The organism is Mediterraneibacter agrestimuris, assembly GCF_943193195.1.
In the GTDB taxonomy this organism is placed as follows: Bacteria; Bacillota; Clostridia; order Lachnospirales; family Lachnospiraceae; genus Schaedlerella; species Schaedlerella agrestimuris.
The window spans coordinates 33,848-52,628 of record NZ_CALPDG010000005.1; the positions used below are offsets into that span (position 1 = coordinate 33,848).

General features: G+C 43.7%; 17 protein-coding genes and 1 tRNA gene. 6 read left to right on the forward strand and 12 right to left on the reverse strand.

The genetic code is table 11. The annotated features are described in order from the left end of the window. Positions 1-4: 4 nt before the first annotated feature. Positions 5-2,560, forward strand: coding sequence for an autotransporter outer membrane beta-barrel domain-containing protein (locus NFS18_RS04315; RefSeq protein WP_251388313.1), 2,556 nt, complete (start codon positions 5-7; stop codon positions 2,558-2,560). Positions 2,561-2,794: 234 nt separating this feature from the next. Further along, entirely contained in the window at positions 2,795-4,006 is a 1,212-nt protein-coding gene (locus tag NFS18_RS04320; protein ID WP_251388315.1) for a M20 family metallopeptidase, read from the forward strand. Between the two features lie 54 nt (positions 4,007-4,060). Here the strand turns inward: NFS18_RS04320 and NFS18_RS04325 are convergent, their stop codons facing one another. From NFS18_RS04325 to NFS18_RS04345, 5 genes are all read right to left on the reverse strand, one after another. Further along, a complete protein-coding gene (locus NFS18_RS04325) occupies positions 4,061-4,579 on the reverse strand; it encodes a GNAT family N-acetyltransferase (RefSeq protein WP_251388318.1) in 519 nt (172 codons plus the stop codon). 258 nt (positions 4,580-4,837) lie between these two features. Further along, positions 4,838-5,707 (reverse strand): aldose 1-epimerase family protein, encoded by an 870-nt coding sequence (locus NFS18_RS04330; RefSeq protein ID WP_251388320.1) that lies wholly within the window; start codon positions 5,705-5,707, stop codon positions 4,838-4,840. 67 nt (positions 5,708-5,774) lie between these two features. Continuing rightward, on the reverse strand, positions 5,775-6,836 hold the full coding sequence (gene tig / locus NFS18_RS04335) for a trigger factor (protein ID WP_251388321.1): 1,062 nt from the start codon (positions 6,834-6,836) through the stop codon (positions 5,775-5,777). Positions 6,837-7,031: 195 nt separating this feature from the next. Beyond that, positions 7,032-8,507 (reverse strand): cardiolipin synthase, encoded by a 1,476-nt coding sequence (gene cls, locus NFS18_RS04340; RefSeq protein ID WP_251388324.1) that lies wholly within the window; start codon positions 8,505-8,507, stop codon positions 7,032-7,034. Between the two features lie 197 nt (positions 8,508-8,704). Continuing rightward, complete coding sequence (locus tag NFS18_RS04345) at positions 8,705-9,241, reverse strand: beta/alpha barrel domain-containing protein (RefSeq protein WP_251388326.1); 537 nt, start codon at positions 9,239-9,241, stop codon at positions 8,705-8,707. 327 nt (positions 9,242-9,568) lie between these two features. On the opposite strand from NFS18_RS04345, the gene NFS18_RS04350 reads away from it, so the two are divergent. Genes NFS18_RS04350 through NFS18_RS04360 form a run of 3 tightly spaced genes read left to right on the forward strand, consistent with a single transcriptional unit; the run spans position 9,569 to position 12,583 of the window. Beyond that, positions 9,569-10,699, forward strand: coding sequence for a YARHG domain-containing protein (locus tag NFS18_RS04350; protein WP_251388327.1), 1,131 nt, complete (start codon positions 9,569-9,571; stop codon positions 10,697-10,699). A gap of 23 nt (positions 10,700-10,722) precedes the next feature. Further along, the gene (locus tag NFS18_RS04355) at positions 10,723-11,610 is read left to right on the forward strand and encodes an N-acetylmuramoyl-L-alanine amidase family protein (RefSeq protein WP_251388330.1); all 888 of its coding nucleotides are present in this window, start codon (positions 10,723-10,725) and stop codon (positions 11,608-11,610) included. Next, entirely contained in the window at positions 11,591-12,583 is a 993-nt protein-coding gene (locus NFS18_RS04360) for a serine hydrolase (protein WP_251388332.1), read from the forward strand. The genes NFS18_RS04355 and NFS18_RS04360 overlap by 20 nt, the downstream gene beginning before the upstream one ends. A gap of 86 nt (positions 12,584-12,669) precedes the next feature. On the opposite strand, the gene NFS18_RS04365 is transcribed toward NFS18_RS04360, so the two are convergent. Both NFS18_RS04365 and NFS18_RS04370 read right to left on the reverse strand, forming a co-directional pair. Further along, positions 12,670-13,989, reverse strand: coding sequence for a DUF4234 domain-containing protein (locus NFS18_RS04365; protein WP_251388334.1), 1,320 nt, complete (start codon positions 13,987-13,989; stop codon positions 12,670-12,672). 20 nt (positions 13,990-14,009) lie between these two features. Then, on the reverse strand, positions 14,010-14,411 hold the full coding sequence (locus tag NFS18_RS04370; protein ID WP_251388336.1) for a DUF2752 domain-containing protein: 402 nt from the start codon (positions 14,409-14,411) through the stop codon (positions 14,010-14,012). Between the two features lie 299 nt (positions 14,412-14,710). On the opposite strand from NFS18_RS04370, the gene NFS18_RS04375 reads away from it, so the two are divergent. Then, positions 14,711-15,160 carry a hypothetical protein gene (locus NFS18_RS04375; RefSeq protein WP_251388338.1) on the forward strand — a complete coding sequence of 150 codons (450 nt, stop codon included), beginning with the start codon at positions 14,711-14,713 and terminating at the stop codon, positions 15,158-15,160. A gap of 218 nt (positions 15,161-15,378) precedes the next feature. Here NFS18_RS04375 and NFS18_RS04380 read toward each other — a convergent pair. The 5 genes from NFS18_RS04380 to rapZ all read right to left on the reverse strand — a co-directional run bounded on the left by NFS18_RS04380 (position 15,379) and on the right by rapZ (position 18,757). Then, positions 15,379-15,450, reverse strand: a tRNA-Glu gene (locus NFS18_RS04380). Positions 15,451-15,570: 120 nt separating this feature from the next. Next, positions 15,571-16,506: a diacylglycerol/lipid kinase family protein gene (locus NFS18_RS04385; RefSeq protein ID WP_251388341.1), complete on the reverse strand. Its 936-nt coding sequence runs from the start codon at positions 16,504-16,506 to the stop codon at positions 15,571-15,573. 88 nt (positions 16,507-16,594) lie between these two features. Then, complete coding sequence (locus NFS18_RS04390) at positions 16,595-16,849, reverse strand: HPr family phosphocarrier protein (RefSeq protein ID WP_251388343.1); 255 nt, start codon at positions 16,847-16,849, stop codon at positions 16,595-16,597. Continuing rightward, the gene (gene whiA, locus NFS18_RS04395) at positions 16,846-17,805 is read right to left on the reverse strand and encodes a DNA-binding protein WhiA (RefSeq protein WP_251388345.1); all 960 of its coding nucleotides are present in this window, start codon (positions 17,803-17,805) and stop codon (positions 16,846-16,848) included. The genes NFS18_RS04390 and whiA overlap by 4 nt, the downstream gene beginning before the upstream one ends. Before the next feature lie 76 nt (positions 17,806-17,881). Next, positions 17,882-18,757, reverse strand: a complete 876-nt coding sequence (gene rapZ, locus NFS18_RS04400; protein WP_251388347.1) for an RNase adapter RapZ — start codon at positions 18,755-18,757, stop codon at positions 17,882-17,884. Positions 18,758-18,781 lie beyond the last annotated feature (24 nt).

Genomic DNA, 18,781 nt, shown 5'->3' on the forward strand with positions numbered 1-18,781 from the left:
TACCATGAAAAACAGAGAATTCAGAACCTTAATTGCAGTCGTTACATTGACCGGGACTTTGCTCCTTAGCTTAACCGGAGGAACAGTCCCGGTGTATGCTGCTGATGCTGCCCCGGCTGCCCAAACGACCACTGAAACCAATTCAGACAGTAAAACTGCAGCCCATTCTGACAATAAAACGATAACCGATCCCGACAGCAAGACCAAAACTGCAAAACCATACAAAAGCGAAACCGTCTATGCCACAATCGCCCCCAACGGAGATGTCACTGATGTAACAGTGTCCGACCAGCTGAAAAATATTTCCGATATCAGGAAAATCACAGATAAATCTGATTTGGAACATATTGAAAATGTAAAAGGAGACGAAACATTTACTTCTAAGGACGGCGCCCTCGTATGGAATACAAACAACGCAGATATCTGCTATCAGGGAACGACTTCAAAGGCGCTTCCGGTCGGTGTGAAGATTACTTATCTGCTGGATGGTAAAGAAGTGCGCGCCGATGAATTAGAGGGAAAAAGCGGGCATCTGATCATCCGCTACACATATGAAAACCACACCCGCGATAACAACGGTACGACAACACCGTTTTTGATGGCAACAGGAATGGTACTGGACAACACAATATTTAAAAATGTCACTGTGACAAACGGACGGCTCATTTCTGATGGAGAACGGGAGATGGCTGTCGGCTTTGGAATCCCCTCCCTTCCGGAAATGCTTGGGACCGATACTCTTACAATCCCCGACTACTTTGAAATTGCAGCGGATGTGACCGATTACGAACCCGCTGAAGCAATGACGGTGGCAACCAACAGCTTGTTCAATGATCTGGATACCGATGGTTTTGACAGTCTTACAGACCTTCAGGACTCCATGTGCCAGCTCCAGGATGCATCTGCACAGCTTGTAAACGGCAGCGGAGAGCTCCGCACAGGACTGGACACATTACTGTCCTCTTCCGGCACACTGACAGACGGAATCAGCCAGCTTGCAGACGGAAGCGTCACCCTTGCTGACGGCACACTGACCTTAAAATCCGGGGCTGACGAACTCTCCGCGGGACTTTACACTGCCTCTTCCAAAGTATCTGAGGAACTTCTGCCCGGCATACATGCACTGGATACAGGCGTTTCGCAAATGCAGAGCAGTCTCGCAGAAGGATTGCCTGCACTGTCAAATGGTGTAAACGCTCTCGACAGCGGAATCAGTCAGGCAGCTGACGGAACTGCCGCTTTAAGCCAAGGACTCCATCAAGTCGGTGCAGGAGCATCTGCTTTGAACATCGGGCTTTCCCAAGTTGGCGCGGGTACAGCGTCCCTTAATGAAAATGTACAAATGCTCGGATCTGCGGTCAGCCAGTTGAACGAAATACTAAATACAACACAGACAGCCGATGCAGGCATTTCTGATCAGGCTGATGTCTCCAGTCTGGCTGCCGCTTTGAGTACAGATGCCTCCAGTCTGGCGGGCGAACTTTATGCCGCTGCTGAACAGGCAGGACAGACAGCCCCTGTCACCTATTCCGCGGGTGCAGGAACAGACAGCTATGATGAGATAGCCACATTGCAGGCGCTGCTGGACAACGGACTGATTGGCGATGAGTCTGCCGCCGCAAGTATCAGCAGCGTAATCCAGACATTGTCCGATGAACAGTGGGTGCGGGAAAATGCCGGCAATGCGGTAATCGACAATAGTATGCTTCAAAGTACACTTGTCGGACTGGCAGACAAGGCAGATGCCCTTGCAGGAACAGCAGACGCTGTCACCGCAAGTAATGCCGCGCCCTCCGCTGACGGTTCCATGATGATACAGCAATTACAGGCTGCCGTAGGAGAATTAAACGACAAAATAAACGGAACAGGCGGCTTAGTCGATTCTGTCGCTATCCTGAATACAGCAGTAAATACCGGTGACGGCACTGCTGCCAACCCGGGGCTTGCCGCAGGCGCCGCTCAGCTTGACGCCGCTTTAAATACAGGCAACGGCGCAGCCCCTAGTATTGTTTCCGCTGCCGACCAGCTCAATGCGGCAATGAATGCCGGAAATGCCGAAGCCGGTATCTCCAGTCTCCGTGACGGCGCTTCTGCACTGAATCAAGCTGTCAATGGCGAAAACGGACTGAGCGGTCAGGTCACTGCTGGAATTTCCCAATTAAAGGACGGCACTTCCAGACTTGCCGCCGGTGTAGATGGTCAAAATGGTCTGGCAGCCGGGCTAAATCTCCTAAATAACGGCGCTGCCCAACTTGCCGGCGGAAGCAGCAGCCTGAATACCGGTGCAAATACACTGGTATCCGGCATCCGAACACTCCAGAATGGCTCCGGCACATTAATCAATGGCATACAGCAATTAGATGACGGCGCCGCCCGTTTAAACGACGGCATGATTCAATTCGACCAAGATGGAATTCAGAAGCTGGTAGACGCCTTTGACGGAGACCTCGATGAACTTCTTACTAGAGTAAATAATATGCTGGATAACTCCAAAGCATATAACAACTTCTCCGGAATCGCAGACGGTATGGACGGCGAAGTAAAGTTTATCTTCCTGTAACAGGTAACAGTTCAGCCTTTCGGCTGAACTGTTACTGAATCCGCCCTATTTTAAGTTCACCTGCGGTGAAGGGGCGGATTCCATTTTTCCATCAAGAATTCTTACGGACTTTGCAGCAAGTGCAAAGTCCTGCGCTGCACTGTTACTGTAATAGATCCACCGTTTGGCTAAACCATTGAAAATCTCCTTCTTCCTGTTATAATAATACATAGCAGAAGAAAGGAGATTTTTTTGATGTTACATACATTGGCTGTTGACCTTACTAAACAATTAATACAAATAGAAAGTACAGACCCGGGAACTTATGAAGGAGCTATTGAAAAATGGATCAAAGACTGGTTTCTAACACTTGAGAAGCATGCTCTGAATGCCTGCCCCGGCATTTCAGAAGGCAGCGCACCTGCACCACTCATCCGACTGACCGAAGAAGAGGTTCTTCCGGGACGTTTTAATTTAATGGCAGAACTTCCCGGAAATGACGCAGATGCTCCCGCATTGGTGTGGATCTGTCACATGGATACCGTTGTAGCCGGAAGCGGCTGGACACTGCCGCCCTTTGGCGGCACAGAGAAAGACAGACGCATTTACGGACGGGGTTCCTGTGATATGAAATCGGGGCTTGCCTGCTGCCTGTCAGCTTTTTCCCATGCACTTCATCAGCAGACCACAGAAGGCAGCAAGCCTGTACGCACTTTGAAACTTATTTGTACGGTGGACGAGGAAGACTTTATGCGCGGTTCCGAACACTGTATCCGCTCCGCATGGGTCACAGAGAAAGACTGGATCATCGATGCAGAACCCACCAACGGGCAGATTCAGGTGGCTCACAAAGGACGTACATGGTATGAGATTGAAGTGACTGGACATACTGCCCATGCCAGCACTCCGTGGAAAGGCGCTGACGCAATTGCCGCTATAGCTGAAGTCATCCGTTCCATCCGGCTGGATATCCAGAATGCTCCGACACATCCCGATCTGGGTATGTCGACTGTGACATTCGGACAGATTACAGGCGGTTATCGTCCTTATGTTGTACCGGACAGCGCCAAGGTCTGGATCGATATGCGGCTCGTACCTCCCCTGGATACCTCCGCCGCCAATAAGATTGTAGAGAATGCTATCCACCGGGCAAAAAAAGAAGTTCCCGGAATTACCGCATCCTATACGATAACCGGAAACCGTCCATATGTAGAGAAGGAGGAATCTTCTCCATTATTAAAATGTCTGACTGATGTCTGCCGGACTGTTACCCAAAAAGAACCTGTCATCAGTCATTTTCCCGGTTATACGGACACTGCCGTTATTGCAGGAACTCTGAATAACCACAACTGTATGTCTTATGGTCCTGGGAATCTGGAATGTGCCCACCAGCCAGACGAATGGGTGGCAATAGAAGATATCTTGCGATGTGAGAAAGTATATTGTAAAATGACAGAGTGGTTATAAGAATTCCAGTATCTTGTTGTAAAAGCACTAGTATATCATCCGAAATTAAAAAATCTAATTTATATCAACCCCAAAAGCTTTATCATACTCCATAATTCCATTTAGCTTGTTTTGACTTCCGTTAAGACTAAGTGCCATAAAACTTTCATCTTCAACTTCAAATGGCGCTTTTATTCCATACTTGCTTGCTGGAGTATAGCCTGCCTTTATATAGTATTTAGAATGTCCCAAAACAACTGAATATTCATATCCCAATTTATGCGCAATACCGTGCCCTTCTTTCATCAAAGATAATCCAATCCCTTTATTTTGATAATCGGGTAATACTGAAAGAGGGGCAAGCGCAAGAACCTCAACACCTTGTACAAGCGCTTTTGTAAAAAGAATATGTCCCACGATTTTACCATCTTCAACAGCAACAAGAGATAGTTCAGGAATAAATGACTTGCTTTTTCTCAACTCAACAACTAAATCTTGTTCGTTTCCATCAGAATGTTCTGCACTTTCAAATGCTTCTTTTACGATATGATATACCGCATCATAATCTTCTAATCTTTCCTGTCTTATAATCAAATTATTTTCCGCCATCAAATCTAATTTATCGCTTTCTTCAAACTCATATTATAACAGTTCCTAAGCAGCCCCAGACTTTTGTCTAATCTTTAGGTATCAGATTATTCTTACGCTGTAACTATTCAGCCTTTCGGCTTCATAATCACTGAATCCGCCCTATTTTAAGTTCACCTGCGGTGAAAGGGCGGATTCTATTTCTCCAACACACGTTTTTACGGAGTTTGCAGCAAGTGCAAACTCCTATGCTGAACTGTATCCTTACGCTACCACAATCTGATATTTTTTCTCGAAGGTTTCTCCACCGGTCAGACAATTGATATTCTGTTTCTCGGAGATGTCCCCCTCAAATCCATAATTATCACACCGTCCGCACCATGGTTCTAAACAGATGAATGGCGCGCCCGCCGGGGACCAGATTCCAAAATTTGGAAAATCTTTACATCGGACACCTACATACGGTGTGCCGTCCTTTTTACACAGCCATGCCTCTTCTATCTGACTTTCATCGAATACAAAAGTATCTATCTCAAACATTTCCTCGTTCAGCGGATGATATCCGTCTTTGAGCTCCATCGGATATGTTGGTGTCGGAATTCCGGTTCCTGTTGCCAAATCGATTTTAAGATAATCCAGTTTTTCTTTGCCCGGAAATCCCAGGCAATAATCTGTCTTTACCTCGTCTTTTCCTGCAAATGCAAATGCCGGATGTCCTCCAATGGTAAAATACATCTTCCCTTCGGTACAGTTCTTAACCCGCCACTCAACATCCAGTTCTTTGCCGTTCAAGCGATAGCTAATGCATAGTTCAAAATCATACGGATAGAGCTTCTTTGTTTCTTCCGTTGACCGCATCTGAAATACGATAAAATCCTCTGCTGATTCCACACACTCAAACTGTGTATCCCTTGCAAAACCGTGCTGGGAAGTCGGATACTGCATACCGTCAATACTTACCGAATTATTCCATGTCTTACCTACATTTGGAAAGAGAATCGGAGAATGCCGCTTCCAAAACCTCGCATCACCGTTCCAGAGAACCTCGGTGTCACTTGTCTTATCATAGATGCGGGTCACTTCTGCCCCCACCTCTGTAATCTCCACACATAGAAACTCATTTTCCAGTTTCATAGCTTCACCCTCCTTATTCTGTATGTTGTGTTTCCAAACTACTGTCCTTCTATAACACTACTGGTGTCTACTCTTCGGAGTCTGCTGTATCATCTTTCTCTACCTGTACACAACTCTCTACCAGATAATCTGCAACTCTTCTCTGCAGAATACTGTTATAAATCACATCTTCACCATATACCTTTTTAAACTCGTCAATGTCTTCAATACCTGCCTGTTCTGCAAGTTCTTTTATTTCTTCTTCCAATTCCTTATCGGAAGGCACCAGCTTATGCTTGTCTGCGATCAGATCACAGGCAATCTTTCTGGTAACTGCCTGTTCTGCCGTTTTCTTTGCCTGCTCGTTGTATGCCTCTTCGTCCATTCCCATATAAGTAGTCAAAAACTCAGCAAACTCCACATCATACTGTTCTGCCATCGACTCATAATACTCGTTCATCTGAGAAATTTCCTCGTCTATCTCATCAGACGGGAGTTCTTTGACATCAACATTGGAAAGCAATGCATCCATCACCTCAGACCGAAGCTGGGACTGTACCCTTTCCTTATTATAATTCTCGATATTCTCGCGGATTTCCTTTTTGAATTCCTCCACGGTCTTTGACTTCTCACTGACTCCCGTTACCCATTCATCTGTGATATCTGGATAAATACCTTTAATAGTTACAGTAAATACAGCAACCTTGTCTGCCATCTCTGCATTTTGATAATTGGACGGAAATTTTACTTCAATGTCAAACGTCTCACCGACATCATGTCCTACGATCTGTTCTTCAAATCCCTTGTAGTCTCCGTTCGCACCTATATAAGCCCCTGAGCCAAGTTCCAGTTCTGCCCCCTGAGCAGTTCCGCCTTCAAATGCCACATCGTCTACCTTGCCCACATAATCCAGACGGACAGTATCTCCATCTTTTGCAGTACCCTCTGTATCCAAAGATGCGCCCCGGTAACTGTTCATTGTATTTTCTACATATGCGTCTGTCACTTCTCCCGTATCTTCTACCTGCTTCACTTCCAAGCCTTTATATTGCTTTATTGTCAGGTTCTCATTAGATAATTCTTTGCTGCATGCTGTCAGTGCACCTGCCATTACTATACACAACGCTGCGGCTGCTAATTTCTTTTTCATTAATTTTCACCTCGTATATTTCTATCACTGTTCTATTTTACACAGTTAGTATATTGTATCACATTTCACCTGTAAATAAAACAGCCACCTGACATTTCACACTTATTTCATGAATCACCCACTGCTGTCATCACTTTATCGGCCGGACACCTTGCAGCGCAGTGCAAGATGCCGTGTGATCTGCAACGCCCCCCTCTACAATAATGGTGACAACAGTCTGGAAAACTGCTCTTTCGTCTTGATCAGCAGACTTCTCTGGTCATAGACCTTCCTCGTTACATGCGTGCATTGGGTCATATCGCTTTCAAACACCCGTTCCAGACGCTGTACGGTCCGCTCACTGTAAATAGTCGCATTGACCTCAAAGTTAAGTCCAAAACTCCTAAAATCCATATTTGCAGTTCCCACACAGGCAACCATACCGTCCACACTCAATGTCTTGGCATGCAGAAATCCGTTATTATACACATAACATTTTGCTCCGGCAGCCACCATATCCCCCAAGTAGGAATACGTCGCCCAATATACAAATGGATGATCCGGCTTGCAAGGTACCATGATACGCACATCAATTCCCGATCGGCTGGAAATTTTCAGCGCATCCAGAATAGATTCATCAGGAATAAAATACGGCGTCTGAATATACACATGATGCTTTGCACTGTGAATCAGACGAAGATAATTGTCATGTATTGCTTTTATCTGAGAGTCCGGCCCGCTGGAAATAATCTGCACCGGGTCATGTCCTTTCCGCATATACTGCGGAATCTCAAATAACCCATCCTCCAAAAACAAGTTTTCTTTCGCCGCATAGTTCCAGTCCAGTACAAACCGGACCGCAAGAGATGTCACCGCAGCGCCTTCGATACACAAATGGGTATCCCTCCAGTAGCCGAATTTCTTGTCCAGCCCCAGATATTCACGACCCACATTGAATCCGCCGACAAATCCCACTCTTCCGTCAATAACAACGATTTTACGATGGTTCCTGTAATTGACACGGAATTGAAGCGGTCCGAATAATGCCGGGAAAAATTCTGCCACGTGAATCCCGGCACGTTCCATGCGCTCCCAATCCTTATTATGCATTGTCCGGCAGCCCATACTGTCAAAAAGCACCCGGACTTCCACACCTTGACGTACCTTTTTTACCAGAACCTGTTCCAGCTCCTTCCACAGCTCATCCCTTTTGATAATATAATATTGAATATGAATATAGCACTTTGCCTGTTCTATTTCCTGCATCAACGCACGGAACTTCTCTTTCCCGTCCGTATAAATCCGCACATCATTATTGTCTGTCAGCACTGCCTGTCCCGCTTCCAGATTATAAAGAATCAAGTCCTTGAACCTTCCAAGCTCCGGGTTGGCAAGACGCAGTTTCTTGCGGTAAATATTCTCCTCCTGCCGCCGCACAGCATACTTTAGCTCCCCTTCAATCTCCTTCGCTTTAAACATCCTGCTCTTATGAAAATCCTGACCGATCAAAAGATAAAGAATAAACCCCAGAATTGGGATAAAATAGAGAATTAGAAGCCATGTCCATACGGTCTGCGGACTTCTTCTCTGAAAGAATATAATTAACAGTGACAGAAAAATGTTGATAATGAGTAAATGATCCATTAAAAAAATATATGTTGCTGAGATTGCCTGTAAAATAGATTCTGTCATAAACGCTCCTCTTAAAGACTTTTTTCATTACTGTTTACTTGAGTCTGCGCATTTACTGATCTGACCGTATGAAAACAGTAACCTTTTTATTTCTTCTTTATTATAGCAGAAAAGTTCCGAAAAAGAACTCTTTTTATAGTTCTTCCCGAAACCTTTCTACTCATATAATCTGCAGCAGGCAATCACATATGAAAATATTACAAGTATTTTGCACATCCTCTGATTTCATCAAGAGACTCAATATGCATCTGATCCATCAGCGCTTCCAGTTCCTCAATCAGCCGGGCCATAAAATCTGGTCTCATCAAATTTGCAGAGCCGACCTGTACCGCATGTGCCCCTGCCATTATATGTTCTATCACATCCTTTGCACAAACAATTCCGCCGCTGCCTATCACCGGGATTTTTGCATTTTTACTGGAGTTATGCGTACACATGATCGCATACGGTTTCAATGCAGGACCGGAATATCCGCCGCCTCCCCAGCTTCCGCAGCGAAACTTTCTCGTTTCAATATCAATTGCATATCCGCCGTTTTCCTGTACTGCTGCAACGATTTCCTTTACCGGATACTCTGCTGTCGGAGCCTTGAACCAAAGGATTTTATCTCTCGCTGCTTTTTTTGTTCTTATGATCAATTCTGTTACCTGATCTATATTCTTCCAATACGATGGAACCGCCATGTTTCCGTAAGGACAGTTCAGGTTAATCTCCAGCCCTGCCAGTTCCTTCATTAATTGGAAACATCATAACATATATTTTTTTGTATCGCTATCCTTTTATTTGATATGACGCTGTTACTGGTAACTATTCAGCCTTCCGGCTTCATAGTTACTGAATCCGCCCTATTTTAAGTTCACCTACGGTGAAAGGGCGAATTCTATTTCCCCAGCACACGTTTTTACGGAGTTTGCAGCAAGTGCAAACTCCTATGCAGAACTGATGCTGTAATATCTGGATTTATATTTGACGAAATACTCGTAAAATTATACAATAAAATATAGTGAATTACAAAATATGATGTTTTTACAAAAGAGAGCATACAGCAAGGAGGAATAATCATGAAATGTCAATATTGCAGCAACGAGATTCCGGACGATTCTTTGTTCTGTCCGGAATGCGGACAGCAGTTGAATGTAACAAAGCAGGAACAGGAAGTCTGCGCGGCTTGCGGGACACCGTTAGAGGACGGCGCCATATTCTGTTCTGAGTGCGGTACACCGTGCAGACAGGAAACAGTACAAACAGAGTCAGCCCCTAATATCCCAGAATACAACAACGTAAATAGAGAATCAGGGAATAATCGAGACCGCGAACCTGACAAGAAAAGTAAAGCGCCTGTTATCATCATTATAGTTCTTTGCATTGTTATTTTTGCCGGAATATTAATGGGGGCTGCTATGATGCTGAAAAAAAAGGGAGATGATACGCAGAAGAATCCTCCCGAACAGGAGGAAGTGCTCGAAGAAGAACCCGATTCATCAGATGAGGTGGATTTTTCTGACGTAGATTTCAATCTATTGGAGGATGACCGGTTATTCATGGAGGGACTGATCAAGAAGTCCGAGTCCGGCAGCTGTGCACTGCAGTGGGATGAAGCATTGACCTTCTATGGAGAGGATTTTGACGGTACTAAGATTTTACTGGAAGATGCACACAATGCTTACATCGACAAAGCCGCTCTGCCCGAGGGATTGCTTGACAGCATCAAATCCAATCAGGTGGTATACATTGCCGGACAGCTTTATTTTGACAATGAAAAGCTGTATATTACACCGTTTGAGATTTTGGATAAAGATGATAACGATTTGATTGCAAAATTTGAAGAGACAAAAGAAAAGGAAAAAGAGCAGGAGACGAAGCAGGAAAAGGAACAAGAGAAAGTTGTGTCTAACAGTGATTATATTCTTCCGCAGAGCGATGCCCGGCTGTTGACCAGCAGTGATATCAGCGGTCTGGATATCCGTGAGCTCAACTATGCAAAAAATGAAATTTATGCAAGACACGGCCGACTGTTCCAGTCTCCTGAGCTGCAGAATTATTTCAACAGTAAGAGCTGGTATCATGGAACGGTCAGCCCCGAGTCATTTAGCAATTCTCTGCTCTCCAGTATCGAACAGAAAAATGCTGAATTTTTGTCAAATGCAGAGTTTTCAATGAATCCAAAAGGCTATCAGCTTGATGCTGATTAATGACGTTCAAAGGATTTGGAATTATGAAAAAAAACATGATATTTATTGTATTTCTGCTTATGTGTACACTCGGAATTTTCGGATGTGCAAAGAAAGAGAATCCTGACATCCCTCAAAAGGATTCGGCAGAGGAACACACACAGACAGAGAAGGTCAAAATTATCAAAGAGGATGAGATTCAATCAGGAAATGAATCAGAGAAAGAATTGGAGAAAGAGCCTGAACAAGAGTCTGAAGATCCGATGGTTGCACCGGACGTACAAATGCCGGAGAAAAAGGGCATACTGATCGCACTGGATCCGGGACATCAAGGACCGAATGTAGATATGAGCGCACAGGAGCCAAATGCTCCCGGCTCAGAAATTATGAAGACTAAAGCTGCTGGAGGCACTGCCGGCAGTTTCACGGGGATTCCGGAATATCAGCTTAATCTGGATATTGCATTGATGGTTCGGGATTGTCTGACTGCGCAGGGGTATGATGTCATTATGACACGTGAAAATAACGATACTGCGATCAGCAACGCTGAGCGTGCCACTTTAGCGAATGAGGCCGGGGCAGATATTTCTGTGAGGATTCATGCTAATGGAAGTGAAGATCCCGGGGTCAATGGGGCTCTGGTGTTGATCGGTTCTGCGGAAAACCCTTATGTTGGCGGTGTATATGACAGCAGTTACCGTCTGGCTGAAACGATTCTGAATGCTTATTGTAATTTGACGGGCATGCAGAATCTTGGTATCCAGCTCAATGATACAATGACCGGCATTAACTGGAGCCAGATTCCGGTTGTGATTCTGGAGATGGGCTTTATGACCAACCAACAGGATGACACAAATATGGCTGACGCTGCGTACAGGGAAACAATGGTCAATGGAATCGTGGAGGGGATCAATGCATACTACGGATTTTAAAAGCAGTTTCTTTCTGATCTTTTTGATGGCACTTTTTCTACTCACGGCCTGTCACAAAGAAGAAGCCGTAAAAACAGAACTGGATGAGAAACCGAAGGAATCTGCGGAAGATATCATTATCAAAACAGATGAAATCAGGCTGGAATTTGATGAAGCAGAAATGGATGAAGCAGAAACGGATGAAACGAAAATAGCTGAAACGGAAATGGATGAAACGGAAATGAATGAAACAGACAATAACATTTTGTCTGGATTAGAAGACTTGAACGGGCAAATCGAGTCTGTGATCGCTCCCATTCAGAGCAGCGGCGGTATGGCTGCTGTTTATGTGGAGAAACTCGATACCGGTGCACAGACTTCCGTTAACAGTCAGCCAATGCAGTCGGCAAGTTTAATCAAGCTTTACGTTGCAAGCTGTGTTTATGAGCAGATGTCTATGCTTAAAATGCAGGAGGCTTATGAAGGAGAGACGGAAGAGCTTCTGAGACTTATGATTACAATCAGCGATAATAATGCTGCAAATACACTGGTTACGAGACTGGGATCGGGAGATTCTGTTTCAGGGATGGCGGCAGTCAATCAATTCTGCCAGGCTTACGGATTTTTAGATACGCACATGGGACGGCTGATGCTGGCGCCGAATGATTTGGATGACAATTATACATCTGTGAATGATTGTGGGAGCTTTCTTAGAAAAATATACACAAATACGCTGCCCGGCGCATCATCGATCCTTGCACTGATGCAACAACAGGAACGTACAGAAAAGATTCCTGCCGGAATTCCTGCTGAAATAATAACAGCAAATAAAACAGGGGAGCTTTCTGATGTGGAAAATGACGCAGCGATCATTTTTGGCGGAAACGGAGCATATACAGTCTGCGTTATGATGAGTGGCTTATCTGATACTTATACGGCACGGGGAATCATTACAGAACTGTCAGCCTGGATTTATCAATATATGTGTTTGTGATTTGATAAAAAAAGTTCTGACCGGACAAAATATCCGGGCAGAACTTTTTTGTTGTCAGACATACAGCAAAAACGTACTGTGAACTCTTATATAAATCCGTGCTGACGATTGTATGCCATACAAATACTGTTTGTATTTTTGATAAGAATATTCATTGCAATATATGGTCCGATCCCACAAAGGAGAACACCAAAAAGCAGCCACATCAAAACAGACGTTCCATTCTCAGTAAAGGACATCCCATAACGAGGCGCATTCATTGCAAGACGGTTGCCGAGAGAATATTCCCACCAGAAAGAATAAATTCCACAGGTCAAAATGGAAAGAAGAATGAACTTCAATAAACCCCCGGTAGACTGTCCGTCACCTTCACAGGCAACATTTACATCACGGGCAATGGTATATATAAAGTAATAGCTGTAAATTCCGCAAGTTACAATGGAAAGCAAGATATAGCCAAGTAATCCCCGGTCTGTTTTTAACGGCACAGCCCCCGCGGCGCTCTGTGCGCTGTAAGCTGCGCCTGCATTCTGTGCTCCATAATTTGCGCCTGTTGTCTGATTTTCATAATTTGTTCTTGCTTTTTGATTTCCGTAATTCGCTGTATTGTTGCTTGCAGACTTCTGCTGTTTGTAGGATGAGAAATCAAGCTCCTTTCCAGAAAACTGAAGCAGACAATATGTAAGACCGGAAATTGCCGCCATTTCAGCCAGTGTTACGATAAAAGAAGTAAACATCTGGAGGAATGTTAAAAATCCGTAGTACATATATCCATTAAAAAGTACACGGAAAAATGAAACAATAAACTGGATAAAATTCAATGCGGCAAGGACAACACTTAATATAGCCAATACCGAGAATAAAGTTTTGGTATTTGTTTCTTTTTTTGAAATGCCGCCCAGCAGCAACAGTATCAGAACAATTGTCATACCGATGGCTAAGCCTGCATTAAGAAACTCCCACAATCCGTAGAATGTATTGTAATAGACAAAATTTTGAATTGCTGAAAAGAGCCTCTGCAAGGCGAGGACACCACAGAGAGCAGTTAAAAGTCCCAATCCGATATTTACTATTTTAGTTGTGTTTATCGAAGTTTCAGTCTTTTTTTTCTGATTTGGAGTCTGCTGTGATGATGAAGCCTTCTGCTCAAATTGATTTTGATACACAGGTGGCTGCACGTTCATAGTCTGTTCTTGAGTCCCGGATGTCTGTTCAGTTGCAGTCTGCTTTTGTGCTGCGGTATCCTGCTCCTCGTGCAGATTTGACTGCTCGGGTTTTACCGGCTCCGGGTTTTCTTCTGCCGGTACACTTACCGGTGTTTCCGGAATCACTTCAACTTTCCATCCGCAGGCAGCGCAGAATTTAGCTGTATCCGGAATTGTCTTACCACATTTTTTACATTGCATTTGAAATCCCTCTCTTCCCTTTAACCTTTTGTAAACAAAGCAGAAATCAGTGCATATAAAACGCCGTTTTTAGGCTGAAAGACAACGATGGTATCACCAGTATCCAGCATCCGCAAAAAATACACTACGAGAAACATCGTACAGGCTATGACCAGCAACAGCTTCCTTAGCTTGGAAGAAAGCCTGTGGCAGTTCAAAAACAAGACCGCCGCAATCGGTGGAATCCAGAAAAGCGGATGATATGAAAAAGCGCCCGCAACATCCAGATGCAGCAGACAGAGCCACGCTCTCGACATCCCGCAGCCTGCACAGGAAATTCCTGTCAGAAATAAAATCGGACAAGTAATCCCAAATACCAGTTCCATAACCAGATAAACAGCTGCTATAGTAAAAATTGCTGATATATCCTGCCATCTTTTCATACTTAATTTCTCCTTTGTGGTTACAATTTTACCGTATGCAAAAACGGATGTCAATGTGAAGAAATCTTTGCCATTGGATTTATACCGAATATCACCGCATTAATCCATGATGAGTACTCCCAGATTGAAGGACAAGGCAACCACCTGCCTGCACTGTTACTCAAAACAGTCCGCCGGACTGTTTTATCGCATGCTTGGCAATTGACTTTATCTATCAAACCGCTTGCACTTCCCCTGAAACAATGGTACAATACTAAAAACATATTTTGTGGAATAAGAGTAGTTTAGGAGGATTTACCGTGAGTACAGGCACAATTATAATGATTGTTATATTGGTAGTTTTAATCGCCGCACTCATCGCACTTTATTTCTTCGGAAAGAAAGCTGAAAAGAGACAGGCAGAACAGAAAGAACAGATGGATGCAGCCGCACAGACTGTGAACATGCTGGTTATTGACAAAAAGCGGATGAAGTTAAAGGAAGCCGGACTTCCGGCCGTTGTTCTTGAGAATACCCCGAAGTACCTTCGGCGTACCAAAGTAGCTGTAGTTAAGGCAAAGGTCGGACCCAAGATTATGACACTGATGTGTGACGAGCAGGTATTCCCACTGATTCCAGTGAAGAAGGAAGTCAAAGCAGTTGTCAGCGGCATCTACATAACAGGAGTGAAAGGCTTAAGAGGTCCGCTGGAGACACCAAAGAAGAAGAAAGGGTTCTTCGCAAGATTTAAAAAAGATAAAGACCAATAAAAAAGATAATTCTCCTTGCAGAATGCAAGGAACTTAGCCCCTCTGCAAAAGCAGAGGGGTTTTTATAACTACTGATAAATATCAGAAACAAATAACGGCTAATGAAGCTTCTTATCCCGAAGATTTCTAAAAGTAGTTTAACTTGCCCCTTACGATTTGCATAATTAAAAAAATACCGTAACTGCCTTGTCTTAAAGCAATTACGGTATACACTAAAGTGACTCCAAGGGGAATCGAACCCCTGATTCCAGCGTGAGAGGCTAGCGTCTTAACCGCTTGACCATGGAGCCATATCAATTTTGCCTGTGTATCTCCCACAAGCAAAATCTACTATATCATATAGTTACAGAATATGCAAGTATTTTTTATAATTTCTTGTCAGATTTTTTACCGTGTTTTACCAAGTACTTTTATTCCTCTTCCGGTTCTTCCTCATGTTGTATCAAACGCTGCTTAATTTCTTCTTTTACCATAATCTGCAGCCCTTGCCTCCGGTTCAAAATACTAACTATATCATGCTCTCCGCCAAATTCTCCGTCCAGCGTCCAGGGAATCTCTTCCAAAGACTCAAAACTGATTTCACCAGTTCGGAAAGAATATATCTGCTTGGATTCAATTTGACGAAACAAAAGAGCTGCGATGATCTCATTCAATTCCAGCGGGTTCTTCGGTGTTTTGATTAATGTCACCTCGAATTCACCATCATCAAATATTACATCCTTTCCAATAATCCCCTGGAATCCGCCGACAGAACGAGAATTTGTCACCATGCCGAGCATAAATTCATCTTCTATCACTTCATCATCATGTGTCACCTTAACATGATAAGAGGGTACATTAAAAATACTCTTTGCCCCCTCTAATACATATGCCAAATGCCCCAAAACATTTTTCACGCTCTGCTTCGTCTCATATGACACATCGGTAAACATACCGAATGCCGCAATATACACAAAGAAATCTTCATTGAACACACCAATATCACAAGCCAGTGTAGTTCCGTTCACTGCTGTATCCGCCGCCTCCAGAATGTCCTTGGAAATATGAAGGCTGCGCGCAAAATCATTAGTTGTTCCTGCAGGAATATACCCAATCGGCACCTGTTTCACCCGCCGTGCCATTCCAGTCACAACTTCGTCCAGTGTACCATCGCCCCCACAGCATACGACCAGATCGTAATCTCCTGTATAGGAAGTAATCTTTACAAGCGCATCATGATATTTCTGAGTCGGATAAACCGTCACCTCATATTCTGCCTTGACAAAAATATCCAGAACATCTGCCAGCTTTGGCTTCAGCATTCCGGTTCCCGCATTTGGGTTATAAACAAACAGCATTTTCTTCATATCGATATCTCCTTCTTAAAAATCCAGAAAAGACTGTGCCCCAAAGCACAGCCCCTCTTTCCCATTTTTATTCACTATTAAATTAAGCCTACGCATCCAGAAAGAAGGAACGTATTCCCTCCGCTGCTTTCTCCTCGTCTTCACCCTCTGTCAGAACAGTTACTTCCTCACCCTCTGCCAGGTTAAGACTCATCATTCCCATAATACTCTTGGCATTAATCTTCTTCTCACCTAACTGAATGTAAATTCTGCTTGCATATTGGCTCGCTTCCTGCACCAATAATGCAATTGGTCTTCCATCCATACCATTTTCATGTTTCACTACAACAGGTGTCTTAATCATAATAATCCTCCTTGATCTTGTCTCACCTTTTCTGCCATCTCACTTATCTTTCTCAACCGATGGTTGACTCCCGATTTACCAACCGTGGGTGACATAAGTTCTCCTAACTCCTTCAACGTTGCATCTGGATGAGATAACCTGATATGTGCTGTCTCCTCCAATCCCTCGGGCAGTTTTTCAAGACCAATGGTACTTTGGAGATACTTGATATCCTCAAGCTGTCTTACAGCCGCTGATACGGTCTTGTTGATATTGGCAGTTTCACAGTTCACCTTTCGGTTAACCGTGTTCCGCATCTCTTTTAATATCCTGACATTCTCAAGCTCCATCAGAGACAGCGGCGCTTCCATTATATTAAGCATATCTACAATCTGCGAACCTTCTTTTAAGTATACCACCCAGGATTTTTTCCGTTGTACAATCTTCCCATCCATTGAAAAACCACAAATCATTTTTCTCAACTGCACAGCCATAGCTTCTGCTGCACAGACAATCTCAAAATGATAAGATTTCTCTGGATCGCTCATAGAACCGGCTGCCAGAAACACGCCCCTTAAAAAAGCGCGCTTACAACATGTCTGCCGGACAATAATCGGATTGACAATATGTATCTCTTCAAATCCATCCATATACTCATCCGTAAGCTTCGTTGCCTGAAGAATCCGAAGTGCATCACTGTGTTTTCTGATAATCACAGAATATGATACACTTTCTTTTATTATATTTCTCCGGACTGAGATATCAGCTTCTATATTAAATGTTTTTTGTACTAATGTAAAGACCTTTCTTGCAACTGTGATGTTTTCCGTATGAATTTTGATTCCATACTGATTTCTGCTGTCAATCACAATCGCTCCGCAGATACTTATCAAAGCCGCCAGTTCTGCAATCTGGCAGTGTCTTGCCTGACTCCACTGCTTAGAAAGCTCATCTTTAACTTTTCCTGAAAATGACATATAACTGTCACCTCTTTATTTATTTTATCGGCGAACTACCCTTTTCTAAAACAAATACGATTACGGCAGCCCCACCTTATGACCGAACAATTGTATCTTTCCCAATATCCCTGTGTTCTATCCTCACACCATATTGTTCCTGTTTTTTTACAAAATCAAAAAGACTGTTTGCCAATGTGACAGATCTGTGCTTGCCTCCCGTGCATCCAATCGCAATTACAAGATGGTTCTTTCCTTCCCATATATAATTGGGGAGTAAAAAATCTATCATGCCCGTCAGCTTCTCCAAAAATACATCCGTACGCTCATTATTAAGCACATAATCCTGTACTTCCTTATCATTTCCAGTCTTTGCCTTTAATTCTGCTATATAATATGGATTTGGCAGAAAACGCACATCAAATACAAGGTCTGCATCCTCTGGAATTCCATACTTAAATCCAAAGGACATCACTGTTACATACAGATTCTTAAAATCCTTTCCCTCTACGAAAATCTTATCCAGCTCCGCCTTCAATTCTCTGGTGAGCATCTTACTTGTATCCAGTATATACGTTGCACGCATTTTTAAGAACGCAATTCGCTCTCTTTCTTCTGCTATTCCCACATCTACATGACCAACACCGCCAAGCGGATGCTGACGCCTTGTCTCTTTATAACGCTTTACCAATACATTAGATTTTGCATCCAGAAACAAAATTTCATAGTCAGTTCCACTTGCCTGCATTTCTTCAAGCATCCCTTCCAGACAATCCAGTGCCTGTCCGCTCCGAATGTCAATTCCCAGTGCGACCTTATCCACCGTCACATCGGGATCTGAAATCATCTCTGCAAATTTAGGCAGAAGCATAAGGGGAAGGTTATCCACACAAAAATACCCTATATCCTCTAACATTTTCAAAGCCGTGGACTTACCTGCCCCTGACATTCCCGTTACAATAACAAACCTCACGGTTCTTCCTCCTTTGAAAACTGA